The sequence below is a fragment of the Caulobacter sp. AVps18 genome, from assembly GCF_058681425.1.
In genome coordinates this window covers 2,121,216-2,147,579 of the sequence record NZ_CM178737.1, presented here as the reverse complement: position 1 = coordinate 2,147,579, position 26,364 = coordinate 2,121,216, and the positions used below count along the sequence as shown (strand labels likewise).

Here is a 26,364-nt window from a genome sequence, read left to right as displayed (position 1 = left end):
GTGAAATTCGATCTGGCCGGACTGGCCGTCCATCGCTGGCAGTTCACCCTGGTGGCCTTTGGCCTGCTGGTGATGCTGGGCTTCAACGCCTTCACCAGCATTCCGCGCTCGGAAGATCCGCACTTCCCCATCCCCATCGTGGTGATCCGCGCCGTGCTGCCGGGGGCCGAGCCCTCGGAAATGGAGCAACTGGTCGTCGATCCCATCGAAGATGCGGTCGATGGCCTGGACAATATCGACAAGGTCGAGTCGACCAGCCTGGACGGCGCGGCCGTGGTTCGCGTCCACTTCACCTGGGATGTCGATCCCGAGCGCAAGTACGATCAGGTGGTGCGCGAGGTGAACGCCATTCGCGGCAGCCTGCCCACCGGCATCGCCCGGCTGGACATCCAGCGCGCCCGCACCACCGAGGTGGCCATCGTTCAGGTGGCCCTGACCAGCGACGTCCTGCCCATGCGGCGGCTGGAAAAGACCGCCGACCGCCTGCGCGAGCGGCTGGACCGCGTGGCCGGCGTGCGCGAGGCCCGCTATTGGGGCGCGCCCTCATCCGAAGTGCAGGTGACGCTGGACCTGGCCCGCCTGTCAGCCCTGAAACTACCCGCCACCGCCGTCGCCGACGCCCTGCGCCAGGCCGGGGCCGAGGCGCCCATCGGCGCGGTTCAAGCCGGAGAGCGGCGCTTCAACGTCAAGTCCGGCGGGGCGTTCCGCTCGCTGGAGGCCGTGGCCGACACGCCCGTGCGCGCCGTCGGCGGCCAGGTGACCCGGGTTCGCGACGTCGCCAAGGTGGCCTGGGCCCAGGCCGAGCCCACCCATCTGGCCCGCTTCAACGGCCAGCGCGCCGTGTTCCTGACCGTCACCCAGAAGGACGGCCAGGACGTCGCCAAGATCACCAAGGCCGTCGAACAGGTGCTGGACGACTATGAAACGGTGCTGCCCGCCGGGGTGAAGCTGCAGCGCGGCTTCGTGCAGGCCGACAACGTCAAGCACCGGCTCAACGCCCTGTTCCGCGACTTCGGCATCGCCCTGGTTCTGGTGCTGATCACCCTGTTGCCCTTGGGCCCCCGCGCCGGGCTGGTGGTGATGGTCTCGATCCCGCTGAGTTTGCTGATCGGCCTGTCGATGCTGCAGGCCTTCGGCTTTACCCTCAACCAGCTGTCCATCGCGGGCTTCGTGCTGGCCCTGGGCCTGCTGGTCGACGACAGTATCGTCATCACCGAGAACATCGCCCGCCGCATCCGCGAGGGCGAGGAGCGGACGCTGGCGGCGGTCAACGGCACCCGCCAGATCGGCCTGGCGGTGATCGGCTGTACCGCCACCCTGATGCTGGCCTTCCTGCCGCTGATGGCCCTGCCGGCCGGATCAGGGGCCTATATCAAGTCGCTGCCGGTGACGGTGCTGTGCACCATCGCCGCGTCGCTACTGGTCTCAATGACCATCATCCCGTTCCTGGCCAGCCGGGTTCTGGACAAGCACTCCGACCCCGAGGGCAATCCCCTGCTGCGGGCCGTCAATGGCGGCATTCACCGCTTCTACCGACCCGTCCTGCACCGGGCCCTGGCGCGGCCATGGACGGCGCTGGCGATCATGCTGGCCCTGTGCCTGACCACCTATCCGATGCTGAAACTGATCGGCTCCAGCCTGTTTCCGCCGGCCGAGACGCCGCAGTTCCTGGTGCGCATCGAGACCCCCGACGGCTCGTCCCTGGCCCGTACCGACCGCGCGCTGAAGTTCGTCGAGCAGCGCCTGAAATCGACGCCCGAAGTCACCTGGCGGGCCGCCAATCTGGGCCGGGGCAATCCGCAGATCTTCTACAACCAGCAGCAGCGCGAGAGCGCCACGACCTATGCCGAGGTGTTCGTCAGCCTCAAGCGCTGGGAACCGGGGCAAAGCGACAAGGTGCTGGACACCCTGCGGCGCGACTTCGCCGGCTTCCCCGGCGCGCGGATCAGCGTGGTGACCTTCGAGAACGGCCCGCCCATCGACGCCCCCATCGCCATCCGCCTGACCGGCCAGAACCTGGACGCACTGAAGGCCTTGGCCGCCCGTGCCGAAGCGATCCTGAAGGCGACACCGGGCACGCGCGATGTGACCAATCCCGTCCGCCTGGACCGCACCGACCTGGACCTGGGCGTTGACGAGGCCAAGGCCGCCGCCCTGGGCGTGCCAGCCGGCGCGGCCCGCCGCGTGGCGCGGCTGGCGCTCTCGGGCGAGGAGACCGGCCGGTTCCGCGATCCGGACGGCGACGACTATGCCGTCAAGGTGCGCCTGCCGATGGAGCAGGCCGACGGGGCGGCGCGCAATCCGCTGTCGGCGCTGAAGGGCGTCTATGTGCCCACCGCAGACGGCCTGGCCGCGCCGCTGGACGCTGTGGCCACCCCGACCCTGAAGTCCAGCCCAGCCCGCATCGACCGCTTCGACCGAGAGCGGACCGTGACGGTCACCGCCTATGTCGCCACCGGCTTCCTGGCCGCCAAGGTCACGGAAGATGCGGTAGCGCGGATGGAGAAGGACCTGCCCCTGCCCCCCGGCTATCGCCTGTCGCTGGGCGGCCAGGCCGAGGCCCAGTCGGAAAGCTTCGCAGGCCTAGGCGCGGCGGTGCTGATCGCGGTGTTCGGCATCCTGGCGGTACTGGTTCTGGAGTTCCAGAAGTTCAAGACCGCGCTCGTCGTCGCCGGCATCATCCCGTTCGGGATCTTCGGTGCGGTGGCGGCCCTGGCCATCACCGGCAATTCGCTGAGCTTCACCGCCACCATCGGCCTGATCGCCCTGATCGGCATCGAGATCAAGAACTCGATCCTGCTGGTCGACTTCACCGAGCAACTGCGCCGCGAGGGCATGGGCCTGCATGACGCCATCGAAAAGGCCGGCGAGGTGCGGTTCCTGCCGGTGCTGCTCACCTCCGTCACGGCGATCGGCGGGCTGATGCCCCTGGCCCTGGAACGGTCGGGACTCTATTCGCCGCTGGCCATTGCGATCATCGGCGGGCTGGTGACCAGCACCCTGCTGTCGCGGGTGGCGACCCCGGTGATGTACTGGCTGACGGCGCGGGGGGACGAGCGGGCATAGGGGCGGCGGGACACTTGCCCCCACCTGACCGCTTCGCGGTCGTCCGCCCCCATAGGGGGCAGATGAGATCGTCTTCCCCTTATGGGGGAGGAGCGCCGCAGGCGCGGAGGGGGCGAGTCAATCAAACGCCACTTGCCTATTATACACTCGTATAGCAACCTCTCCCCTTCAACTCGGGGACGACACCACATGGCCACCACCCAGACCCGCGACGCCGTCATTATCGGCGGCGGCCACAACGGCCTCGTCTGCGCCTTCTACCTGGCCAAGGCGGGTCTGAAGGTCACGATCTGCGAGGCTCGTGGCGTGGTCGGCGGGGCGGCGGTGACGGAAGAGTTTCACCCCGGCTTTCGCAACTCGGTGGCCAGCTACACGGTCAGCCTGCTCAGCCCCCGGGTCATCGCTGACATGGGCCTGCACGGCCACGGGCTGAAGATCGTCGAGCGGCCGATCTCCAACTTCCTGCCGATCAGCGACGACAAGTACCTGAAGCTGGGCGGCGGGCTGGAACGCACCCAGGAGGCCTTCCGCCAGTACAGCCGCCGCGACGCCGAGGTGCTGCCGGCCTACTACGCCATGCTCGACGAGATCGGCGACGTGCTGCGGGATCTGGCCGCCGAGACCCCGCCCAATCTGGGCGACGGCATTCACGGCCTGCTGCGCGGGGCCCGCCAGGGCACCCGGCTGGCCCTGCTGAGCAAGGAACGCAAGCGCGACCTGCTGGACCTGTTCACCAAGAGCGCCCGCGACTTCCTGGACGGCTGGTTCGAAAGCGACGCGGTCAAGGCCAGCTTCGGCTTCGACGCCGTAGTCGGCAACTTTGCCAGCCCGGACTCGCCAGGCTCGGCCTATGTGCTGCTGCACCACACCTTCGGCGAGGTGAACGGCAAGAAGGGCGCCTGGGGCCACGCCATCGGCGGCATGGGCGCGATCACCCAGGCCATGGCCCGCGCCTGCGAGGCGCTCGGCGTCGAGATCCTGACCGACGCCCCCGTCGAGGCCGTCCATATCGAGCCCGGCAAAAAGGGACCCAAGGCGGTGGGCGTGCAACTGGTCGACGGCCGCCAGATCATGGCCCCGATCGTCTCGTCCAATCTCAATCCGGCCCTGCTGTATGGCAAGCTGATCGCGCCCTCGGCCCTGCCCCCGGCCTTCGCCAAGGCGATCAAGGGCTACAAGAACGGCTCAGGCACATTCCGGATGAACGTGGCCCTGTCGGAGCTGCCGGACTTCACCTGCCTGCCGGGCAAGGCCGTGGCCGAGCACCACCAGTGCGGCATCGTGATCTCGCCCAGCCTGGACTATATGGACGAGGCCTATCGCGACGCGAAGGCGTTCGGGATCAGCAAGAAGCCCATCGTCGAGATGCTGATCCCCTCGACCCTGGACGACACCCTGGCCCCGCCCGGCCAGCACGTGGCCAGCCTGTTCTGCCAGCAGTTTGCCTGGGACCTGCCTGACGGCCGCTCGTGGGACGACGAGCGCGAGGCTGCGGCCGACCTGATCATCGACACGGTCAATGACTGGGCGCCGAACTTCAAGGCCTCAGTCGTGGGGCGGATGATCCTGTCGCCAATGGATCTCGAACGGAAGTTTGGCCTGGTCAACGGCGACATCATGCACGGCCACATGTCGCTGGATCAGCTGTGGGCGGCGCGACCGATACTGGGCCATGCCAGCCATCGCGGGCCGCTGGAGGGGCTCTATATGTGCGGGGCCGGCTGTCATCCGGGCGGCGGGGTCTCGGGCAATCCGGGGCGCAATGCGGCGCGGGAGATCCTGCGCGACAGGGATTTCGTCACGGCGCTGAAGCTTTCGGTGGTGGGGCGGTGATGGCTGGATCACTTGCCCCCTACGGATCGCTTCGCGATCGTCTTCCCCCTGAGGGGGAAGATGAGGTCAGCGCGATTCATCTTCCCCCTCAGGGGGAAAAGGGCTGCGCAGCAGCCCGTTGGGGGCTCGTCCGATGACCGACCCGCAATCAGACTGGGGCCTGCCCGGCTGGACCTATGGCAATGACCGGTTCTTCAAGGAAGAACAGGATCGCGTCTTCCGCCCGTCATGGCAGATCGTCTGCCATCTGAACGACATCCCCAAGGCCGGCGACTTCCACACGCTGGACTATCTGGGCGAAAGCGTCGTGGTGGTGCGCGGCAAGGACGGCGGGGCGCGAGCCTTCACCAATGTCTGCCGGCATCGCGGGGCGCGGCTGGTCGACGGAACCAGCGGCAGCTGCGGCAAGGGCGGTAACCGCATCGTCTGCCCCTATCACGCCTGGACCTATGACCTGGACGGCCGCCTGATCGGCGTGCCGCTGCGCGAGACCTATCCGGCGCTGGACATGGACAGGCAGGGGCTGGTCAAGGTCAATATCGAGGTCTGGCGCGGCTTTGTCTTCGTGCGGCTGGAGGGAGAAGGCCCCAGCGTCGCGCAGATGATGGCCCCCTACGAGCACGAGGTGGCCCACTACCGCTTCGAGGACCTCCAGCCCTTCGGCCGCGTCACCCTGCGGCCCCGCGCGGTGAACTGGAAGAACATCAGCGACAACTATTCAGACGGCCTGCACATCCCCGTCGCCCATCCGGGCCTGACCCGGCTGTTCGGCAAGGGCTATGGGGTCGAGGCCCAGACCTGGGTCGACAAGATGTGGGGCCAGCTGATCGACGAGCCGTCGAACAATCCGTCCGAGCGGCTGTATCAGGACCTCCTGCCCGACGTTGCGCACCTGCCGGCAGACCGCAAGCGGCTGTGGACCTATTTCAAGCTGTGGCCCAACTTCGCCTTCGACATCTATCCCGACCAGGTGGACTTCATGCAGTTCATCCCCGTTTCGGCCACCCAGACCTTGATCCGCGAGATCGCCTACGCCCTGCCCGACGAGCGGCGCGAGATGAAGGCGGCGCGCTATCTGAACTGGCGCATCAACCGCCAGGTCAATGCCGAGGACACCGAGCTGGTGGCCCGCGTCCAGGAGGGCATGGCGTCCAGGAGCTTCACGGCCGGGCCACTGGCGACCTCGGAGGTCAGTCTGCGGAGCTTTGGCCGGAAGCTGCGGGCGCTCATTCCGGAGGCGCGGCTGGACCGGCCGCCGACGGGGTGGTGAGGTCGGGAAGTCCCCCTCAGTCGCTCCGCGACAGCTCCCCCAGAGGGGGAGCATCAGAAGCGGTAGATCCTCCCCCTCTGGGGGAGGTGGCCCGGAGGGCCGGAGGGGGGCGCGCTGCCTTCACCCGCGAATCTCCGGACGTCCGCCGCCAGGCCCTGGTCGCCGCCGCTGAAGCGGTCCTGGCGCGCGAGGGTGTTGCGGGAACATCAGTGCGCAGCATCTGCACCGAAGCCGGGGTGTCACCCGGCCTGCTGCGGCACTATTTCGACGGGGTGGACGCCCTGGTCGCTGCCGCCTACGAGGCGGTGGGCCAAAGGATCGATGCGGCGCTGGAAGCCGCTGTCGACGCGGCGGGACCCGATCCGCGCGCGCGGATCACGGCCTATCTGACCGCCAGCTTCGCGCCGCCCGTGCTGGACCCGCAACTGCTGGCAACCTGGATCGCGTTCTGGAGCCTGGTGAAGACCAAGCCCGCCATCGGAGCGATCCATGCGGCGGGCTATGCCGCCTATCGGGCGCGGCTGGAAAGTCTGTTAGCCGATTGCGGCGCGCGGGAAACCCGGCTGGCCGCCGTGGCCCTGACCGCCATGGTCGACGGCTTGTGGCTGGAACTGTGTCTCGACGCCACGGTGTTCACGCCCGGCGAGGCTGAAGCGATCGCCGGGCGGGTCCTGGAAAGCTGGCTAGAGCGGGTTGCGATCTGATGGAATCAGATCGCAACCCGCTCTAGCCTTTTGTTTTCACGCGCGTTTCATTCCGAAAACCGGTTCCCACTTTTCGGAACGCGCTATAGGTTAGGCTGCGACGTCCTGGGCGGCGAAGCTGCGGCCCCACGAGGCGCGGCGGGCTTCGGGTTCGGACACCTCGACGCGGGCGTTGCGGCCCTGGACGCGCATGTGGCGCGCCATCATCTCGGCCACGGCCTGGGCTTCCGACTGGCACGACCACGAGCCGATCAGGTCAGGCGCATCATTCCAGGTGACATGCCAGACGCCTGCAACCGGACGGACGAAGTAGATGTTTTCGATGGTCATGGTGGACCTCCTTGGACCGGATCAGGATCGTCTATGCCGCCCCATGATGACAGGTGTGTCATTGCGACGCAGCATTTTTATTTTGCACCGCACAAAGCAAGGGCCATGCCAGCCCCGAAGCGCCCGCTTTCGAGGCGCTTTCGATCCTACTCCTTTAGCAAAACGCCACCCTTCATCACCTTGACCACAACCGAGAGCGCCGCAATGTCCGTGAGCGGATCACCAGCCACGGCGATAATGTCGGCATACCGACCCGGGGCGATGACGCCGACATCGGCGCTCTTGCCCATCAGGGCGGCCGAGACGGTGGTGGCTGACTGGATCGCCTGCATCGGCGTCATGCCGTACTTGACCATATAGGGCATCTGGCGAGCATTCTGGCCGTGCGGAAAGACACCCGCGTCGGTGCCATAGGCGATCTTGACCCCGGCCTTAACCGCCTTGCGAAACCCCACGCGCTGGGCGTCTGTGGTCTCCAGGTTCTTCCTCAAGGTCTCGGCCGGCCAGCCATGGGCCGTGCCATAGGCGTCGATGAAGTCGCCGTTGTAGATATCGGCCACAAGATATGCGCCCCGGGCCTTCATCAGGGCGATACCCTCATCGTCGATCAGCGAGCCGTGCTCGATCGAGCGCACCCCGGCCCGCACCGCCACCTTGATGCCCTCGGCGCCGTGGGCGTGGGCGGTGGCGTAGGTTCCGCGCTTGGCGGCTTCCTCCACAGCGGCCTTGATCTCGTCTTCCGACAGTTCCAGCTGGCCAGGCTCGGTGCCGACGGTCAGGACGGCACCGGTGGCGATCAGCTTGAGGAAATCGGCCCCGCCCACGAGCAGGGCGCGGGCCTTGCTGTGAGTGTCGGCCACGTCCTCGACCACCCCGCGCCGCATCTCGGGCGGGATGCCGACGTCGGCGGCGATGCCGGTGATCTCACCACCGCCGCCGGGCGTGGTGATATAGGCCCCGGCGACCGACATGCGCGGTCCGGGCACAAGACCCTTGTCGATGGCGTCGCGCAGGGCCACGTCGCCGAACGCGCGCCAGGTGCCCACGTCGCGCACGCTGGTGAAGCCCGCCATCAAGGTGTCGCGGGCATGGGCTGCGCCGATATAGGCCTGCTCGGCGGCCGTGGTCAGCAGGGGCTCGGCGATGTTGTCGGTCTGCTCCTGGTCGACCAGATGGGTGTGCATGTCCATCAGGCCGGGCAGGACGGTGTAGGCGCTCCAGTCGCGCACCGGCCCGTCGGTCGGCGCCTTGGTCCAGGGGGTGACCGACACCACCCGCTCGCCCTCAATGCGGATCAGCTGGTCGGTCAGCACCTTGCCGGCTTCGGTGTCGATCAGCTTGCCGGCGCGGACATAGCTGGTCTGGGCCTGAACGCCGAGCGGCACCAGGGCCAGCAGCAGGGCACCGGTCAGGGCGCAGAGGCGATGCGACACGAGCCTTACTCCGGAGCTGGAATGACAGCGACCCGCTTGATCAGCCAGTGGATCGGCAGGCCGATGACCAGCAGCGCAAGGCTCCACAGGCTGGCGGCACCGGCTCCATAAAGGGTCCAGAACGAATAGAGCGTCGCGACGATGGCCACCACGGTCAGGCCGGTCGAGGGCGGCATCTTGCCCTGCATCTGCAGGCGCACCGCCGCCAGGGCGCAGAACAGATAGGCAAACAGCGAGATGGCCGTCGCCAGCAAGGCCATGAAGGTGAAGAGCTCAACCATCGACTTGGCGTAGTTCATCGTCACCAGCACGGTCAGGAAGACGCTGGAAATCAAGTGGGCCCGGACGGGGGCACCGCGCTTGGAGGTCTTGGCCAGGAAGGCTGGAAACACCCCGCCCTTGGCCATGGCATAGGGGATCTCGCCCTGCAGCAGCATCCAGCCGTTCAGGGCCCCAAAGCCGCTGATCGCCGCAAAGCCGGCCAGCACCAGCCGCGCGTCGCCGCCGCCGTGCAGGCCCACGAAGTCGGCGAAGGGCGCGTTGGAGGTCTTCAGCAGATCGGCCGGGGTCAGAAGTACCACCGCCGAGCACACGACCAGATAGATCAGCCCTGCAAACGCGGTGCCCACCAGGGTGGCGCGCGGAATAGTCCGCTCGGGGTCGACGACCTTGCCGGCCGGCACAGTGGCCGACTCCATGCCCAGCAGCGCCCACAGGGTCAGGGTCGCGGCGGCGGTGATCCCGACCGGCGTCAGATCCTGGGCGTGGAACGGAAGGATGGTCGAGCCGCCGGTCTTGCCCAGCACCACGGCCGCCAGCAGGATCACGCCCATCAGCGGCAGCAGCTTCAGCGCGGTGGTGATCACCTGCATCCCACCTGCCAGGCGCGCGCCAAAGCAGTTCATGATCGTCAGGCCCCAGATCATCACCAGGGTGACGGCGCAGTGCATGCCCGGCTGGGTGGCGATTTCCGGGTAGAAGACGCTGAGATAGCTGACAGTGCCGGCGGCGATAGCGGCATTACCGACCCACACTGAGATCCAGTAGCTCCAGGCCACCATGAAGCCGGCCGCCGGGCCAAAGGCTTCCTGGGTGTAGATGTAGGGGCCGCCCCCCTGCGGGAAGGCCTTGGCCAGGCGGGCGAAGACGAAGGCCAGGCACAGGGCACCCCCGATAGTCAGAACCCAGCCGACCACCGCATTCCAGCCATAGGGTGCCAGCGAGGCGGGCAGCATGAACACGCCTGAGCCGATCATGTTGCCCACGACCAGGGCCACGCACATCCAGAAGCCCAGGGCCTTGGGTTCGACCGTTTTCAACTTTGACATCTCCTGGACCCGCCCTCCCGCAGAGGTCGTCGAGCCACAATCACTCGCCGCCGCCTGACTGCGTCGCGGTCATTCGTCCCCGCTGGGGGCGGAAGAGGCGCAGCCTCCGGCGCGGACAAGTTTGCCGACGGCGCGCCGAGCCTGAAAGTCCCAACAGCAAAAAGGGCGGCTCCTGCGAGCCGCCCCCTTCACCATCAGAACGTGCGACCAACCTTCACACCGATCGTGCGCGGTTGATTGGGTACGATATAGGGCTGTGGCCCGCAGGTAGAGATCGCGCATTCGGCATAGCGGTTCAGGCTGGCCCGCTTGTCGGTCAGGTTCTTGATGTAGACCGACAGAGACCATTCGTCCTTGCTCAGCCCACCCGAAAGATCGACCAGCGTATAGCTGGGCTGACGGCCGATAAAGGCACGGTCAGCCAGACGGAGATTGACCCAGTTGCCGGTCTGATAGACGGCCGCAGCCTGAACGAACGACTGGTAAGGCCCCAGATCGAACTCGTAACGCGCCGTCAGATTAGACTTGAACTTGGGCGTGACGGGCAGCGACGTGCCGTCCGGCGCCTGCGGACTGGCGCAGTTGGTAATCGGATTACCGGCTGCGTCCGTGACCCCGCAATAGTTGGCCGCCAGTTGGGCATCGATATAGGCGGCTGAAGCGTTGATCGTGAAACCGCGCGCCACGGCGAGCGTGACATCGCTTTCAACGCCCTTGATGCGGGCCTGGTTGGCGTTCTTGATTTCCGTCAGGCCGTTGGCACCCAGGATCGAGAACTGGAAGTTCTTCCAGTCTTCCATGAACACGGCACCGTTCCAGCGGAAGCGGTTTTCCAGCCAGCTGGTCTTCCAGCCGAACTCGTAGTTCTTCAGATAGTCGGCCTGGTAGGGCGGCAGGGTCGAGCGACGGTTGATGCCGCCCGGACGGAAGCCTTCCGAGTAGGTGACATAGGCCAGCTTGTCGTCGTCGAACTTGTAGGTGACGGTGACCTTGGGAACGCTGCCGGTTTCCTTGACCCGCTTGTCCAGGTTCGTACACGGCGCGCCATTGACGCCGCCGGTGCGGAAACAGGCCCGTTCGCCGGTGCCGCCGTAGCCGGTGCCGTAGCCGTAGAAGCCTTCCAGCGAGTTGTCCGACTTGAAGAAGCGGACCCCGGCCATGGCGGTCAGCTTGGGCGTGATGTCGTAGGTGAGTTCGCCGAAGCCGGCATAGTCGCGGTCGATCCGCTGCTGAGCCGTAAGCCAGATGGTGTCGCTATAGCCGGGAACCTCGATGCCGGACCCGATGCCGTCGATCTTGTAGCGCTGGGTGATGTTGTGCTGCTGGCGCTGATAGAACACGCCGCCGATGAAGCGCAGGCGCTTGTCGTCAGGCGTGGCGACGCGGAACTCATGGCTTTCCTTGGTGAAGCCGTCCTTGCCCTGGATGTATTGCGACGGATTGGTCAGACCGCCCGCATCATCGGTCCAGTAGAAGCCGTAACCGATCTGATCATAGAAATAGGAATAGTCCGTATAGTCAGAACGGGTATCGACATCGCGCTTCAGATAGGAGCCGGCATAGGTCACGTCGAGATTGGCGACCTTGCCCTCGATGGTCATGGCCGCCTGGACCCACTCGTCGTTCGAACCCTCAGGATAGAAGTGGGTGACCTTCAGATCTCCAACCTTGGGGTCGAAGGCATAGAGACCACGCGACTTGGTGCGCTGGCCCATGACGGCAGGGGTGATGATCCAGTTCTCGCCCAGTTCGACCCGCAGGGCGGCACGGCCGCCCAGGGTGTCGGAGCTGTTATAGTTATCCTTGGCGACACTGGCGTTGCTGATGGTCAAATCATCAGACGTGGTCGCCGTGCCGCGGCCATAGGTGCGGGTGCCCTTGACGTTGTCGACATAGCCGGCCGTTTCCTCGTTCCAGCCGACCAGGCGAACAGCGATGGTGTCGGACAGAGGGATATTGACGAAGGCCTCCTCGACATGGCCGAACGCGTCGCCATCGACCTGGTTGACCTCGACATCGACCCCCGCCGAGAAGCCGGCGGTGCTGGGCTTGTTGGTGATGATCCGCAGCGTGCCGGCCTGCGAACTGGCCCCGTACAGCGTGCCCTGCGGTCCGGCCAGGGCCTCGACCCGCGCCACGTCATAGACGTGCAGATCCAGCGCGCCCTGAATGGTCGTGGTCGGCTGTTCGTCCAGATAGACGCCGACGCTGGGCAGCGAGCCGGAGTGGTTGCCGTCGCCGCCGCTGGCCACGCCGCGCATATAGACCTGACCAAAGCCTGGGCCTGAGGTCGTGAACGAGACGCTGGGCAGGTACTTCACATAGTCGACGAAATTCGAGACCTGCAGCTGCTCAAGCTTGGCTTCCCCCATCGCCTGAATGCTGACGGGCACGTCCTGCAGATTCTCGGATCGCTTCTGGGCGGTGACCAGCACCTCTTCCAGCGAGACCGCCGTGTTGTCCTGCGCGTACGCGGCCACTCCGGTCAGCATGGTTGAAGCCAGCAGCGCGGCCGAATACAGCCCCGCCCGTTTCACGCTCTTAATCGTCGACGCCATGCCCACTCCCCGCATGTTTCAAGGCGAGGATGTTCCGCCGCGTTCAGGGGCTGGGCAAGACCGAAACGGTCGAAAAACGCCTAATCTTCCGACTGTTGCAGAAATGGCAAAGCGTCGGCGCCGTGGTCAGTTTCTAGGCGCACACGGATAGGTTTCGAGACATTCGCCAAGGGCCTGTTTCAAGGGCTGGAGGAATGATTCGTAATTCTGCCAATGCTCGACAGCGCTCTTGAAGATCGGTTGCCGGACCTGTTCGGAACTGGCCGTGCGCACGGCCCGGTCGTTCTCGTGGAAGGTCAGGCAGGCCGGCTCGAAGGGCAAGCCACAGTGATCCAGCAGGGCACGGATCTGGCCTTCGGGATCCTCGATCATCTGCTCGTAGATCACCCGGTGCACGCGCCCCGGCAGCACGGCGTCGAAGTGATCCATCAGGGCCACATAGTCGGCATAGTAACGGCCGATGTCCGTCAGGTCGTAGCTGAAGGCCTGCCCACGGGCGAAGTGCTGCTTGAACCCCGAAAAGCAGCAGCCCAGCGGATGACGGCGTGCATCGATGATTTTCGCGTTCGGCAGGATCAGGTGGATCAGCCCGGCATGGGCGAAGTTGTTGGGCATCTTGTCGATGAAGAACGGGCGATCGGTCTTGCGCTGCACCCGGGTGCGCTCAAGATATTCCTCGCCCAGCTCCAGCAGGGCCTGCGGCGACAGCCCGGCCAGATTCTCCGGATAGACGGAGTCTGACCGCCTTACCGCCTTTCCCCCCAGCCGGCGGGCCATGACGATCAGGTCAGGCAGTTCCATCGTGCCCTCGACCTGGCTGTGGCTGGCCAGAATCTGCTCGATCAGCGTCGAGCCCGAACGCGGCAGGCCGACCACGAAGATCGGATCGGGGGCCGGACAGCCCTGCCCGGCCGTCGCGGCCAGCAGGGCAGGCGTGAACACCGTCCTGACACGCGCCACATCGGCGTGGTTCTCGTCGGGGTCGTAATCGACCTGCCCCCGGCGGATCGCCGCCCCCCTGGCATAATGGTCGAAGGAGTCGGCATAGAGCCCGGCGTCCTCCAGCGCCTTGCCCAGGGCGTAGTGCAGGTGAAGCCGATCATCATCCGACAGGCCCTCCTGCTCAAGTCCTGTGGCCATGGCGGCGCGGTCGGCCTCGCCAAACTTGACGGTCTTGAGGTTGGCGAGACTCCACCAGGCCTCGCCCAGACCCGGCGACAGCTCCAGGGCCTTGCGATAGGCGGCCACGCAGTCGGCCTGCCGCCCCACGGTCTTGAGCGCATGGCCATAGCTCATCCAGCCCTTGGGCTGGTTGGGGTACTGGGCCAGCATGGTGTCGTAGATGGATATGGCAGTGTCGTATTCGCCCAGCCGCGACAGGATCGCCGCTCTCAGATTGGTATAGCCGGGGTGGCGCGGGTCCTGGTCAGTCAGGCGCTCGATCTGGGCGCGGGCCTCGATGGTCTTGTTCTGACGATACAGCATGGTCGCCAGATTGTGCCGCGCGGCGGCAAAACCCGGCGCGATCTCCAGACAGCCGACCAGCAGTCGCTCGGCGTCCTCATAGCGCCCCAGCCGCGCGCCGGTCTCGGCCAGCATCCGCAGGGCGGCGACATCGGCGGGATGATCGGCCAGATGGTCGCGCAGGTGCTGCTCGGCCACGCCCAGCTGGTTGTCGATCAGCGCTGCTGCGGCGGCGATCAGGGCCGGATCGCGGGTGGAGGCGCGCAGTTGTTGGGCCAGGGCGGCTGCTGCGCCGGCCTTGTCGCCCATCAGGTCAAGGCTTTCGGCCAAGCCGCGCCAAGCCTCGCCCGCGCGTGGATCGATGGCCACCGCTTGCCGGAACGCTGCGACCGCCTCGCCCGTACGACCCAACTGCGCCAGAGCCAGGCCCAGTTCCAGCTGCGCGCCGGCCATGGTCGGCAAGGCCCGGGCCAGGGGCGCGACGACGCTGAGGCCCTGGGCCGGATCCCCGCCCAGCCGCAGCGCGGCGGCCAACACGACCGTGGTGTCGGCATGGCGCGGCACCGCCTCAAGGATCGCTTCGGCCTGCTGCCGGGCCAGGGCCGGGTCCCGTTCCAGAAGGCGTCGGGCGTGGTCAAGGGCCGTGGCGAGGCCGCCCTGGGCTTGCGAGGTCGAGGTGGTCATGCCGCGAAGAGAAGGGTCCGGCGACGTGATGTCAATTCTCACGCCGCCGGAGCCGGGCTCAGGCCACGGGCACCCAGATCTCGACCAGCCCTGAGCCGGTACGGCTGTCGAACCGGCCATCCATGCGCTCGAAACTGGCGGCATTGCCCGGCTTCAGCCCGGCAGCGGGCAGCCACGAATCGTAGATGTGGTGCCAAGTATTACCGATGCCGCTGACATGGCCCTCGTGCGCAAAGACCGCATAGGTGTGGGCCGGGATGCGGAGCCGCGTGAACCCCTCCGGCAGATCGCCGTCGCCGACCTCGACCGCGCACATGTAGTCGAACCGGTCCTCACCGGCGAAATTGTGGGAGATGCCGTAGCTGGCCTCTCCCGCCTGGGCTTCGATCTGGCCCTGCCAGGCGCGGAACCTTTGCCAATGACCCGGGATCCCGGCCAGATTGGCCAGTCTGTACGAGGCGTTCAGTCCCCCGAAGGTCATGGGCGGCACCTTGACGACGCGCGGGATCTGGACAGTCAGAACGTGGGAAGTAGTCATGGTCAGGGGCTCCGTCAGGCTAAGGCTTTTCAGGTCTTGGGTTTGACGAAAGGTCTTGGGTGAAATCCCGAACTGGGCCCGGAAGGCCCGGGAAAAGGCCTCGTGCGAGCCGTAGCCGGCGCTGACAGCCACGGACAGGATGTCCGTTTCCGGACGCAGCAACCGCGCCGCCAGACTCAGCCGCCGGGCCCGCACATAGGCCATGACCGGCATGGCGCTGGTCAGGGCAAAAACGCGGGCCACATGAAACGGACCGGCCCCCACGCCGCGGGCAATGCGGTTGAGGTTCAGGTCCTGGTCGAGGTGGGCCTCGACATACCAGATGATTTTTGCGGTCAGGCTCACGAGATCCACCGGTCTTTCGTCGGGACTGTCCTAAGCGCTCAGCCGTCGGGATATTTGATCGGTCTTGCCGTCGGCGCGGGTGCTTTTCATCCGGATTAGGCCAGCGGCCCAACCAGCGGTCGGCTAAAGCCGATCCCGCATCGCATACCAGCTCAGCCCCGCCACGGTCAGCGGCCAGCGCAGCAGCCGGCCGCCGGGAAACGGCGGGGTGGGCAGGCGCGAGAGCAGATCGATACCGCCAGGCTCGCCCAGGGCCGCATCGGCCAGCAGCTTGCCGACATAGGGAGCCAGCATCACCCCCTGCCCCGAATAGCCCGAGGCCACCCGCACGCCCGGCGCGACGTCTCCGACGAACGGGACGCGGTTCATCGTGATGCCCAGGGTGCCGCCCCATGCGTGGGCGATCTGAACGTCGGCGAGCTGCGGATAGACCTTCAGCATGTGGCGACGCACAAACCCGGCGATGTCGGCGGGAAAGCCCGGCCGGTAGTTCTCACCGCCGCCAAACAGCAGCCGGCCGTCAGGGGTCTTGCGGAAATAGTTCACGACAAAACGGCTGTCGGCCACCGCCGCGTCCGAGCGGATGATCGCCTGCGCTCGCTCGCCCAGCGGCGCGGTGGTCAGGATGAAGTTGTTGATCGGCATGACCCGCTTGCGGTCCTTGCGCGCCATGCGGTTCAGGGAGCCGTCGCCCGAGACGATCAACTGGTCGCTAGTCACCTGCCCGGTCGCGGTCTGGACCACCAGCTTGCCGGCCTCACGCCGCCAGTCGATGGCGCGGCTCTGCTCGTGGATCACGGTGCCGGCAGCGATCGCGGCCCGCGCCATCCCCCGCGCCAGGTTCAGGGGATGCAGGTGGCCGCCGGCGCGGTCGATCAGCCCGCCGTGATAGACGGGTGTGCCCAGTTCGTGGGCCAGGTCTTCGGTTCCGATCAGCGAAAGGGCGTCGCAGCCATAGACCCTGGCCATGTGCTCGATATGGGCGGCGTCCTCGCTCTCGCCGTTCGGGCGATGGCGGGCGTGGATCATACCGGGCTTGAGGTCGCAGGCGATGGCGTGATCGGCGATGGTGGCGTGCAGGTGGTGGCGCGCATCCTCGGCCAGCCGCCACAGGTTCAGCGCATCATCCGGGCCGACCGTCTTTTCCAGCCAGGCCTGATCGCGCCGCTGGCCGGTATGGACCTGGCCGCCGTTCAGCCCGGAGGCAGCGGCCCCAACCCGGCCGGCCTCCAGCACGATCACCGACACCCCGCGACGGGCCAGTTCCAACGCCGCACCGAGGCCCGTGAATCCTGCGCCGATCACGCAGACGTCGGCCGTCGCGTCGCGGGTCAGCGACGGTTGGTCAGGAAAAGGCGCGGCGGTGGCGGCGTAGTAGCTCCCTCTCCCAGAGGGAGAGGGAGGGGCCCGCCGCGCAGCGGTGGGAGGGTGAGGGGTTTCGCCCGTCACCGCTGAAACCCCTCATCCCCCACGCCTGCGGCGCGGGTCCCCCTTCTCCCTCTGGGAGAAGGACTAGGAAGCCTACTAAACATTCAGCAGCAGGAACTCCCGCTCCCACGGGCTGATGGTACGCATGAAGGTCTCGTACTCGGCCTGTTTGACGTGGTCATAGGCCTGGCAGAAGACCGGTCCCAGGATGTCGACCAGGTCCTGGCAGGCCTCGAACAGCTTCAGGGATTCGGTCAGGCTGCGCGGCAGCTCGATGCCCCGCAGGCTGGCGTCGGTGAGAACCGGCGGGCTGGGCTTGAGGTCATTGACCATGCCCAGATAGCCCGCCGCCAGGGTCGCCGCGATGGCCAGATAGGGGTTGGCGTCCGACGAGGGGATGCGGTTTTCCAGCCGGCGGTTGGCGGCGTTCGACGGCGGCACGCGCAGGCCGCAGGTGCGGTTGTCATAGCCCCACTGGGTGTTGACCGGCGCGCCGGAGTCCTTGGCGATCCGCCGGTAGGAATTCACATAGGGGGCCAGGATGGCCATGATCGCCGGCAGATAGCTCTGCTGGCCGGCGATGAAGTTGTGGAACAGCGCCGTCTCTTCCCCGGTCTTGGGGTGGGAGAACAGGTTCTGGCCATCCTTATCGATGATCGACTGGTGGATGTGCATGGCGCTGCCCGGCTCGCTGGCCATCGGCTTGGCCATGAAGGTGGCGTAGATCTCGTGCTCCAGCGCCACCTCGCGGATGGTGCGCTTGAACATGAACACCTGATCGGCCAGCTCCAGCGGATGGCCGTGGCGCAGATTGATCTCCATCTGGGCCACGCCGCTTTCGTGGATCAGGGTGTCGATCTCCAGGCCCTGACGCTCGGAATATTCGTACATGTCCTCGAACAACGCATCGAACTCGTTGACCGCGCTGATCGAATAGCCCTGACGCCCGGTCTCGGGCCGCCCCGAGCGGCCGATGGGCGGTTTCAGCGGGTAGTCAGGGTCGGTGTTCTTGTCGACGAGGTAGAACTCGATCTCCGGGGCCACGATCGGAACCCAGCCCTTTTCAGCGTACAGGGCCAGCACCCGGCGCAGCACCTGACGCGGGCTTTCCTCGACGGGCCGGCCGTCGGGATGGAAAGCGTCGTGGATCACCTGGGCGGTCGGATCCTGGGCCCAGGGCACGGCGGCCAGGGTGGCGAAGTCGGGCGTCAGCACGATGTCGGTGTCGGCCTGCACCGAATTGACCACCCCCTCGAACTCGGGAAAGTCGCCGGTGATGGTCTGGTAGAACACCGCCAGCGGCAGGTTCATCGACGGGGTCCCGAGGAACTTGCGCACCGGCATGATCTTGCCGCGCGCCACGCCGGCCAGGTCGGGCACGACGCACTCGATTTCCTCGATGTTCTGCCGGGTGAACCAGGCCTGGGCCTCCTCCAGCGTGGCCACACCACGCTTCACCCGCTGGTCCGGCTTGGTCTTCTTGTGCTTGGGCTGCTTCATGACGCTGCCTCCGGCTTCAGGGCGCGGAGAACGGGCTCGGCCTCGATCAGCGACTTGCGCAGGATCCCCACCAGTTCGTCGATTTCAGCATGGGTGATGATCAGCGGCGGGCAGCAGACCAGGCTGTCGCGGATGGCCCGCACCATCAGGCCGTTCTTGATGCAGATATCGCGAACGATGGGACCGGCCTCGCCTTCCTTGTCGAGGAAGCGATGGTTGGTGCCCTTCTCGCGGACGATCTCGACGGCGCCGATCAGGCCCAGCGAACGGGTCTCGCCGACCAGCGGGTGATCGTTCAGGGTGGCCAGGGCCTTGGCCAGATAGGGGCCGGTGTCGTCGCGAGTGCGCTCGACCAGGCCTTCGCGCTCCATGATCTCGATGTTCTTCAGGGCCACGGCGCAGCAGGTCGGGTGGCCCGAATAGGTGAAGCCGTGGATGAAGTCGCCGCCCTTCTCGCGCAGTTCGGCGACGATGTGGTCGGCCACCCCCACGGCTGAAATCGGCAGGTAGCCGGACGACAGGCCCTTGGCCATGGCGATCATGTCGGGCTTGATCCCGTAGTGCTGGTGACCGAACCACTGGCCCAGGCGCCCATAGCCGCAGATCACTTCGTCGCAGACCAGCAGGATCCCGTACTTGCGGCACAGGGCTTCCACCGCCGGCCAGTAGCCGTCGGGCGGAATGATCACCCCGCCCGCCCCCTGCACCGGCTCGCCGATGAAGGCCGCGACATTTTCAGGGCCGACCTCTAGGATCTTGTCCTCGATCTCCTGCACCGCGCGGGCGCAGAAGTCGGCCTTGTCTTCGCCGAAACCCTCGCCAAACCAGTAGGGCTGCATCACGTGATGCACGCCGGGGATCGGCAGGTCGCCCTGCACATGCATGTGCTTCATGCCGCCCAGCGAGACGCCGGCCACGGTCGAGCCGTGATAGGCGTTCCAGCGGCTGATGAAGGCGGTGCGCTGCGGCTGGCCCTTCAGTTTCCAGTAGTGGCGGGCCAGGCGAAATACCGTGTCATTGGCCTCGGACCCCGACGAATTGTAGAAAACGTGGGTCAGGTCTCCGCCCATCTTCTCGGCGATCTTGGCGGCCAACTTGATCGGCGGCGGCGTCGCGGTCTTGAAGAAGGTGTTGTAGTAGGGCAGCTCCAGCATCTGCTCATAGGCCGCTTCCGCCAGTTCCTTGCGGCCATAGCCCACGTTCACGCACCACAGCCCCGCCATGCCGTCGAGGATCTGGTGGCCGTCGCCATCGTGGATATAGACGCCGTCGGCGCGGGTGATGATCCGGCTGCCGCCCAGTTCTGCGATGACCTTGTGGTCGGCCTGGGCCGGCAGGTGATGGGCCAGGTCCAGACGCTTGAGTTCGGCGATGTCGTGGTTGCGGATGGGGGCGTTCATTCTGGGCTACTCCTGGACTTTTCTTGTCCGCTGATCCCCGCGAAAGCGGTGATCCAGGCGGTGTTTGGTTGTTCTGGCCGGGCAACAGCCGCCGGCATGGCTTGGGTCCCCGCTTTCGCTGAGGGTCAGTGGTTTAGGGGGATATCTCGGCCATCGGCTCGCCCCTGAGTGCGCGTCCGAACAGCTGGAAAAAGGTCTGGGACTGAGCATTGGCGGCGGTCTGCCATTCCGGATGCCACTGCACCGCCAGCAGCGGCGCGCCATTGACGGTGGCTGACACCGCCTCGACCACACCGTCAGGGGCGCGGGCCTCGACCGTCAGGCCCTCGCCCAGGCGGTCGACGCCCTGATAGTGGACCGAATTGACCACCGCCCGGTCGGCACCGAACGCGGTCGCCAGCACACCACCGGACGTCAGGTCGACCGGGTGCAGGTGGTCGAACATGCCGTTGAAATCGACCTCGTCGGGCGCGTGGTGAGCGATCAGTTCATCGCTCGACGCCATGTCGCGGCGCAGGCTTCCGCCGAAGGCGACATTGATCTCCTGAAAGCCACGACAGATGCCGAACACCGGCCGCCCGAGGTCGAGCATGGCCTTGATCAGGTCGGCGGTCATGGTGTCACGAGCCGCGTCAAAAGGGCCCGGCGCATCGCCGATCTCCTCGCCATACAAGGCGGGATCCAGATTGGAGGGACTGCCGGTCAGCATCAGGCCGTCCAGCCGCGCCGCGACCTCGGAGGCCTTCATCAGGTCGGGCATGGACGGGACCAGAAGGGCCGCCGAGTCAGCATAGCGCATCGCGCCGGCCACATAGCGGTTCATCACCGCCTGGGCCGGCTCGATCCCGACGGTGCGGGTGCAGCAGATGATCCCGGCGACGGGGCGGGTCACGACAGCAACACCGCCGGCGAACAGGCGTGCCAGCACAGCCAGACCTCCTCGCCGAGCTTGAAGTCTTCCTGGTCCCAGCGGGTCAGGTTCGAGCGGTGGACCTTTACCCGGCGACCGCCCGCAATCTTCACCTCATAGACCGATGAGCCGCCCAGATAGGCTTCGTGGGTGATCACCCCGGCCACGGCATTGGTCCCCTTGGGCGCATCGCCCAGGTTGGGGGTCTCATCGCTGTCCTTCTTGTGCAGCTCGATCTTCTCGGGCCGGATCGCCGCCCAGGCCGTCCCGCCACGCGGGCCGGTAACGCCATGGTCCAGGAAGATGTCGACCGGCATGTCGGGCGAACGGATGACCGCGTGGCTGGGCTCGTCCACCGCCAGCACGCCCTCGAACAGGTTCACGCTGCCGATGAAATCGGCCACGAAGCGGCTGTTTGGGAACTCGTAGAGGTCGCTGGGCGTGGCCACCTGCTGCAGGACGCCCCGGTTCATCACCGCGCAGCGGCTGGCCAGGGCCAGGGCCTCGTCCTGGTCATGAGTGACCATGATGAAGGTGATGCCGACCTTTTCCTGAAGCGTACAAAGTTCAGTACGCATCTGTTCGCGCAATTTGGCGTCCAGCGCCGACAGCGGCTCGTCCAGCAGCAGCACGCGGGGGCGCTTGACCAGGGCCCGGGCCAGGGCGACGCGCTGGCGCTGGCCGCCGGAGAGCTGGTCAGGCTTGCGACCGCCCAGACCGCCCAGTTGCACCAGCTCAAGCGCCTCCTCGACCCGCTTGGCGCGTTCGGCGGCGAGCACGCGATCCACCTTCAGGCCATAGGCGACATTGTCGGCCACGGTCATGTGCGGGAACACCGCATAGGACTGGAACACCATGTTCACCGGCCGCTTGTTGGGCGGCACGGTGGAGACGTCCTTGCCGTCGATCAGGATCCGGCCCTCGGTCGGGGTCTCGAAGCCGGCCAGCATGCGCAGCAGGGTGGTCTTGCCGCAGCCCGACGGCCCCAGCAGCGAGAAGAACTCGCCCTCCTCGACGCTGAGCGAGACGTTGTCGACGGCCACCATCTTGCCGAAGCGCTTGGTGACGTTCTCGAAGGTGATGATGCTCACGACTTTTCTCCCCCATGCCCGGCCGTCACCGCCGAACTGCCCTGCATTTTCAGCGCCGCCGCCGTCAGGATCACGGTCAGGACGATCAGGATGGTCGAGGCCGCATTGACCTCGGGCGTCACCGAGAACCGCACCATCGAATAGACCTTCACCGGGAAGGTCACGGTGTCGGGCCCGGCGGTGAAGAAGGTGATGACGAAGTCGTCCAGGCTGAGCGTGAAGGCCAGCAGCGCCCCGGCCACCAGCGACGGGGCCATGTGCGGCAGGATCACGTCCTTGATGGTGCGGAACTCGCCGGCTCCAAGATCACGCGCCGCCTCCTCCATCTCGCGGTTGAAACTGGCCATGCGGGCACGCACCACCACCGCCACGAACGGGAACGAGAACGAGACGTGGGCGATGATGATCGCGCCCAGGTTCAGCGGCCAGCCCAGCCCCTGCGGCCAGGGCAGGACCTTGGCGAAGAACACCAGCATCGCCACGCCCATGCAGATTTCGGGCACCACGATCGGCAGGGCCAGGGCACCGTCCAGGGCCGTCTTGCCCGGAAACCGGAAGCGCCACAGGGCCAGGGCGACCATCGCGCCAAGCGCCACGCTGATCACGGTCGATACTGCCGCAATGGTCAGGCTGTTGCCGAACGCCTCGATCAGGCCGTCGTTGTTGAAGGCCTTCTCGTAGTATTTGAGCGTAAAGCCCTTCCAGACGATGTTGCGGCGGCTGTCATTGAAGCTGAAGGCCATCAGGGCGATCAGCGGCGCATAGAGGAAGATGAACACCGCCCCCAGCCAGGCCTGCATCTGCCAGCGGCGGAGATATTCGAGCGGTCCGGGCGCGGAGCGTTTGGCCATCACTTCCCCTCCGGCGCTTTTTTTCGCGACAGCACCGCCTGCAGGGCGATCGCGATGAAGGTCATGTACATCAGCAGGAACGACATGGCCGCGCCGAACGGCCAGTCATTGGCCCGCTTGAACTGGCGCTCGATGACATTGGCGATCATCTGGCTGTCGGGGCCGCCCAGCAGGTCGGGCGTCAGATAGGCGCCCAGGGCCGGGATGAAGGTGATCAGCACGCCAGAGGCGATCCCCGGCAGGGCCAGCGGCACCACCACCTTGAACAGGGTCTGCAGGTGGCCGGCGCCGAGGTCGAGGCTGGCCTCCAGCAACGACTTGTCCAGCCGGTCCAGAGCCGAATAGAGGGGCAGCACCATGAACGGCAGATGGACGTAGATCAGGCCCAGGATGACGGCGAAATTGTTGTGCAGCAGCTCTAGCGGCTGAAAGTCGCCCAACGGCTGCAGGCCCAGCAGGGCCGCCAGCGTCCCTCCGCCCTTCCACAGCCACTCCAGGCCCATATTGACGTAGCCTTCGGTGCGCAGCACCGCGATCAGGGCGTAGGTGCGGATCAGCAGGTTCGTCCAGAACGGCAGCATGATCAGCAGTAGCAGCCAGGTCTTGGCCTTGTCGGACGCAAAGGTGATGGCCAGCGCCACTGGAAAGCCGATCACAAGACACAGGCCCGTGGTGATCGCCGCCACCCAGGCCGACTTGACGAAGATCTTCAGATACAGCGGCTCGATGGCACGAGCGTAGTTCTTGAAGGTGCCTGTGATGGCGATTTCGGTCAGGCCGTCATTATGGCCAAAGCTATAGGCCCAGACGATGGCCAGGGGCACGAGGAAGAACAGCACCAGCCAGAACAGCGGCGGGCCCAGCGCAGCGGCGAACACCGCTTTTGCCTGTTTCCAGCTTTGCTCCATGGGGCCGTTCCTCTTCTCCCTTCCCCCTCGATGGGGGAAGGGCGGGGTTGGGGGTGAAAGCGTTTCAGGATGGGGTACTGACGGCGTGAAATCCGCCGACGGTGTCACCCCCATCCCCGACCCTTCCCCCATCAAAGGGGGAAGGGAGAACGACTGTTAAGCCGCCCGCACCCGGGTGATGACTTCCTCATACTGGCTGGCCTTCTCGGCGCCTTCGAAGGCGCCGTATTCGCACTTGGCCATGATCTCGGGTGGCGGGAAAATGGCCGGGTTGTTCTTGTAGGCGTCGGGCATCAGCGCCTTGGCTGCCGCATTCGGCGTCGGATAGAGGATGGTCTTGGAGATCTCGGCTCCGGCCTGGGCGTCCAGCAGATAGTTGATGAACTTGTGCGCGTTCTGCGGACGCGGCGCGCCCTTGGGAATGCACAGGGTGTCGGAGTTGATCAGGCTGCCTTCCTTGGGGATCACGAAGCCGACGTCATCGTCTTCCGTCATCAACTGGGCGATGTCGCCGTTATACTCGAGGACCAGATCCACCTCGCCCGAGGCCAGCATGTCCTGGCCGTTGTCGTCGTGGAAAGCCTTGATGAAGGGCTTCTGCTTGATCAGCATCGCCTCGATCTCTTTGATCAGTTCGGGCGGGATATTGTTGACGCTGTGGCCCTTGTACTTGGCGGCCAGGCGGATCAGGTCGGCGCTTTCCGACAGCAGGGCGATCTTGCCGGCGTACTGGTTGCTGTCGAACAGATACTTCCAGCTGTCGGGAACGCCCTGCACCTTGCTCTTGCGATAGCCGATGCCCAGCACCAGCCAGGTATAGGGCATTGAATATTTGCGCCCCGGGTCAAAATCCGGGTTCATGAAGGCCGGGTCGATGTTCTTCAGATTGGGGATCTTGCTGTGGTCCAGCACCTCCAGCAGGCCAGCCTGGCCCATGCGGGTGACGAATTCGTTGGACGGCACGACCACGTCGAAGCCAGGATTGCCGGCCTTCAGCTTGGCGAACAGTTCGTCGTTGGTGGCGAACAGGCTCATGTTCACCTCAACACCGGTGGCCGTCTTGAAGTCGGCCAGGGTGGTTTCGCCGATATAGGTGTCCCAGTTGTAGAAGTTCAGCTTGGCTTCCTCGGCGCCGGCTTCCACTGGCGCGGCGGCCTTGGGGCTGCAGGCGGTGAAGGTCAGGCCGATGGCGGCGGCGCCCGTCGCGGTCAGCAGCGAGCGGCGGTTCATGCCCCCGCGATTCATGCCCCGTTGCGTGATGGTGCTCATGGTCTCGAAACTCCCCTGTACGTTCCGTTCGATGCCGACGATCGTCGGCGGTGCAACCAAGCTCTTGCTGCGCATCGTCGTCAGGCGTTGCGCAGGTACCAATCGAAATCGAGCGAGGTGACCACCTCGAAGAAGCGCGCCTGTTCCGTGCGCTTGACCGACACGAACATGTCCACGAAACGGTCGCCCAGATAGTCACGCAGCACCGTGGACTGATCAAAGAGGTCAACCGCCGAGAACCAGTTGGACGGCAGGCGCGACTTTTCCTTCGCTGCGGCCGCATAGCCATCGCCGACCACGGCCGGGCCGGGATCAAGCTTCTGGGTCAGGCCGTGATGGGCGCTGGCCAGCAGCACGGCCATGACCAGATACGGATTGCCGTCGGCGCCGGCGACGCGATGTTCAACATGGCGGGTCGGGGCCGGACCGGCCGGAATACGAAGGCTGACGGTGCGATTGTTGACGCCCCAGGTGGCCGCCACCGGCGCATAGGAATTGGCCTTGAACCGGCGGTAGCTATTGGCGTTGGGCGCCAGGATCGCCATGCCCTCGCCCAGCAGCGCCTTCATCCCGGCGATGGCCTGACGCAGCATCGGCGAGCCTTCGGGATCCTCGTCAGCGCACAGGTTATTGCCGTCGGTGTCGTTGAAGCTGACATGGACGTGGAAGCCGTTGCCGGCCTTGTCGGCCCAGGGCTTGGCCATGAAGGTGGCTTCGCAGCCATGGCGCAGAGCCACACCCTTGGCCATGCGCTTGTACAGCAGGGCGTCGTCGCAGGCGCGCAGGGCGTCGGGCTTGTGCTTGAGGGTCAGCTCCACCTGGCTGGGGGCGAATTCCGAGATCGCGCCTTCCAGCGGCACACCGATCACGTCGGCAGTGTCCCACAACTCGCGCAGGAACGGGGCGATGGCCTCCAGTTCGGGCAGGCCATAGACCTCGATGCCATGCGGGCGGCGACCGGTCTGCAGGGACTTTGGCGGCTGCAGATCGCCGTCGGCGGTGCGCTCAAGATCGACCAGATAGTATTCCAGCTCGCAGGCAGCGACCGGGGTCAGGCCGTCGGCGGCGTAGCGGTCCAGTACCCGCTGCAACACGTGGCGGGGGTCCAGGTCGTTGGGGGTGCCGTCCAGCTCGTACAGCGACAGCATCACCTGGGCCATGTCGTCGCCCAGCCAGGGGGCCAGGGTCAGGGTGCCCGGCACCGGCCGCGCGCGGCGGTCGGCGTCACCGTCTTCCCAGACCAGGCCGGTGTCCTCGCAGTCAGCCCCGGTGGTGTCGACCACCAGGATCGAGCCCGGCAGGAACCGGCCATAGTCATAGACGGCCTGCAGCTCATGAATCCGCAGCCGCTTGCCGCGCGGCACGCCGGTCATGCTGGTGAAGAACACATCGACGAACTTCACCTGCGGATGCGCGGCGAGGAAGTCGCGGCATTCCTGGGGATCAGCGACCAT

General features: G+C 66.1%; 19 protein-coding genes. 4 read left to right on the top strand and 15 right to left on the bottom strand.

Annotated features, from left to right (window positions below; translation table 11 throughout):
• The 4 genes from ACW179_RS09795 (at position 1) to ACW179_RS09780 (ending at position 6,873) form a co-directional block, all read left to right on the top strand.
• A complete protein-coding gene (locus tag ACW179_RS09795; protein WP_492064104.1) occupies positions 1-3,066 on the top strand; it encodes an efflux RND transporter permease subunit in 3,066 nt (1,021 codons plus the stop codon).
• Positions 3,067-3,255: 189 nt separating this feature from the next.
• Positions 3,256-4,899 (top strand): phytoene desaturase family protein, encoded by a 1,644-nt coding sequence (locus ACW179_RS09790; protein WP_492064103.1) that lies wholly within the window; start codon positions 3,256-3,258, stop codon positions 4,897-4,899.
• A gap of 133 nt (positions 4,900-5,032) precedes the next feature.
• Complete coding sequence (locus ACW179_RS09785; RefSeq protein ID WP_492064102.1) at positions 5,033-6,169, top strand: aromatic ring-hydroxylating oxygenase subunit alpha; 1,137 nt, start codon at positions 5,033-5,035, stop codon at positions 6,167-6,169.
• A gap of 86 nt (positions 6,170-6,255) precedes the next feature.
• Entirely contained in the window at positions 6,256-6,873 is a 618-nt protein-coding gene (locus tag ACW179_RS09780; protein WP_492064101.1) for a TetR/AcrR family transcriptional regulator, read from the top strand.
• Positions 6,874-6,963: 90 nt separating this feature from the next.
• On the opposite strand, the gene ACW179_RS09775 is transcribed toward ACW179_RS09780, so the two are convergent.
• From ACW179_RS09775 to ACW179_RS09705, 15 genes are all read right to left on the bottom strand, one after another.
• Complete coding sequence (locus ACW179_RS09775; protein WP_492064100.1) at positions 6,964-7,203, bottom strand: hypothetical protein; 240 nt, start codon at positions 7,201-7,203, stop codon at positions 6,964-6,966.
• A gap of 146 nt (positions 7,204-7,349) precedes the next feature.
• Positions 7,350-8,615, bottom strand: a complete 1,266-nt coding sequence (locus ACW179_RS09770) for a Xaa-Pro dipeptidase (RefSeq protein WP_492064285.1) — start codon at positions 8,613-8,615, stop codon at positions 7,350-7,352.
• Between the two features lie 26 nt (positions 8,616-8,641).
• Positions 8,642-9,964, bottom strand: a complete 1,323-nt coding sequence (locus tag ACW179_RS09765; protein WP_492064099.1) for an amino acid permease — start codon at positions 9,962-9,964, stop codon at positions 8,642-8,644.
• Between the two features lie 194 nt (positions 9,965-10,158).
• The gene (locus ACW179_RS09760) at positions 10,159-12,522 is read right to left on the bottom strand and encodes a TonB-dependent receptor (protein WP_492064098.1); all 2,364 of its coding nucleotides are present in this window, start codon (positions 12,520-12,522) and stop codon (positions 10,159-10,161) included.
• A 126-nt stretch (positions 12,523-12,648) separates the two neighbouring features.
• Complete coding sequence (locus ACW179_RS09755; protein ID WP_492064097.1) at positions 12,649-14,670, bottom strand: tetratricopeptide repeat-containing sulfotransferase family protein; 2,022 nt, start codon at positions 14,668-14,670, stop codon at positions 12,649-12,651.
• Positions 14,671-14,728: 58 nt separating this feature from the next.
• Entirely contained in the window at positions 14,729-15,562 is an 834-nt protein-coding gene (locus tag ACW179_RS09750) for an AraC family transcriptional regulator (RefSeq protein WP_492064096.1), read from the bottom strand.
• A gap of 114 nt (positions 15,563-15,676) precedes the next feature.
• Positions 15,677-17,002, bottom strand: coding sequence for an NAD(P)/FAD-dependent oxidoreductase (locus tag ACW179_RS09745; protein ID WP_492064095.1), 1,326 nt, complete (start codon positions 17,000-17,002; stop codon positions 15,677-15,679).
• 75 nt (positions 17,003-17,077) lie between these two features.
• Positions 17,078-18,481 (bottom strand): glutamine synthetase family protein, encoded by a 1,404-nt coding sequence (locus ACW179_RS09740; RefSeq protein WP_492064094.1) that lies wholly within the window; start codon positions 18,479-18,481, stop codon positions 17,078-17,080.
• A complete protein-coding gene (locus ACW179_RS09735) occupies positions 18,478-19,881 on the bottom strand; it encodes an aspartate aminotransferase family protein (RefSeq protein WP_492064093.1) in 1,404 nt (467 codons plus the stop codon). The genes ACW179_RS09740 and ACW179_RS09735 overlap by 4 nt, the downstream gene beginning before the upstream one ends.
• 133 nt (positions 19,882-20,014) lie before the next feature.
• Positions 20,015-20,773, bottom strand: a complete 759-nt coding sequence (locus ACW179_RS09730; protein ID WP_492064284.1) for a gamma-glutamyl-gamma-aminobutyrate hydrolase family protein — start codon at positions 20,771-20,773, stop codon at positions 20,015-20,017.
• Entirely contained in the window at positions 20,770-21,837 is a 1,068-nt protein-coding gene (locus ACW179_RS09725) for an ABC transporter ATP-binding protein (protein ID WP_492064283.1), read from the bottom strand. The genes ACW179_RS09730 and ACW179_RS09725 overlap by 4 nt, the downstream gene beginning before the upstream one ends.
• Positions 21,838-21,878: 41 nt before the next feature.
• The gene (locus tag ACW179_RS09720) at positions 21,879-22,733 is read right to left on the bottom strand and encodes an ABC transporter permease (protein ID WP_492064092.1); all 855 of its coding nucleotides are present in this window, start codon (positions 22,731-22,733) and stop codon (positions 21,879-21,881) included.
• Positions 22,733-23,641: an ABC transporter permease gene (locus tag ACW179_RS09715; protein WP_492064091.1), complete on the bottom strand. Its 909-nt coding sequence runs from the start codon at positions 23,639-23,641 to the stop codon at positions 22,733-22,735. Before ACW179_RS09715 ends, ACW179_RS09720 begins: the two co-directional genes overlap by 1 nt.
• 156 nt (positions 23,642-23,797) lie before the next feature.
• A complete protein-coding gene (locus ACW179_RS09710; protein ID WP_492064090.1) occupies positions 23,798-24,910 on the bottom strand; it encodes an ABC transporter substrate-binding protein in 1,113 nt (370 codons plus the stop codon).
• An 80-nt stretch (positions 24,911-24,990) separates the two neighbouring features.
• Positions 24,991-26,364 (bottom strand): glutamine synthetase family protein, encoded by a 1,374-nt coding sequence (locus ACW179_RS09705; protein ID WP_492064089.1) that lies wholly within the window; start codon positions 26,362-26,364, stop codon positions 24,991-24,993.

Excerpts from the sequence above, each read along its gene's own strand:
- ACW179_RS09790 (WP_492064103.1), top strand. The coding sequence starts at position 3,256 with ATGGCCACCACCCAGACCCGCGACGCCGTCATTATCGGCGGCGGCCAC.
- ACW179_RS09720 (WP_492064092.1), bottom strand. The coding sequence starts at position 22,733 with ATGGCCAAACGCTCCGCGCCCGGACCGCTCGAATATCTCCGCCGCTGG.
- ACW179_RS09715 (WP_492064091.1), bottom strand. The coding sequence starts at position 23,641 with ATGGAGCAAAGCTGGAAACAGGCAAAAGCGGTGTTCGCCGCTGCGCTG.
- ACW179_RS09765 (WP_492064099.1), bottom strand. The coding sequence starts at position 9,964 with ATGTCAAAGTTGAAAACGGTCGAACCCAAGGCCCTGGGCTTCTGGATG.
- ACW179_RS09755 (WP_492064097.1), bottom strand. The coding sequence starts at position 14,670 with ATGACCACCTCGACCTCGCAAGCCCAGGGCGGCCTCGCCACGGCCCTT.
- ACW179_RS09735 (WP_492064093.1), bottom strand. The coding sequence starts at position 19,881 with ATGAACGCCCCCATCCGCAACCACGACATCGCCGAACTCAAGCGTCTG.
- ACW179_RS09785 (WP_492064102.1), top strand. The coding sequence starts at position 5,033 with ATGACCGACCCGCAATCAGACTGGGGCCTGCCCGGCTGGACCTATGGC.
- ACW179_RS09705 (WP_492064089.1), bottom strand. The coding sequence starts at position 26,364 with ATGGTCGCTGATCCCCAGGAATGCCGCGACTTCCTCGCCGCGCATCCG.
- ACW179_RS09775 (WP_492064100.1), bottom strand. The coding sequence starts at position 7,203 with ATGACCATCGAAAACATCTACTTCGTCCGTCCGGTTGCAGGCGTCTGG.
- ACW179_RS09740 (WP_492064094.1), bottom strand. The coding sequence starts at position 18,481 with ATGAAGCAGCCCAAGCACAAGAAGACCAAGCCGGACCAGCGGGTGAAG.
- ACW179_RS09725 (WP_492064283.1), bottom strand. The coding sequence starts at position 21,837 with ATGGTGGCCGTCGACAACGTCTCGCTCAGCGTCGAGGAGGGCGAGTTC.
- ACW179_RS09760 (WP_492064098.1), bottom strand. The coding sequence starts at position 12,522 with ATGGCGTCGACGATTAAGAGCGTGAAACGGGCGGGGCTGTATTCGGCC.
- ACW179_RS09710 (WP_492064090.1), bottom strand. The coding sequence starts at position 24,910 with ATGAGCACCATCACGCAACGGGGCATGAATCGCGGGGGCATGAACCGC.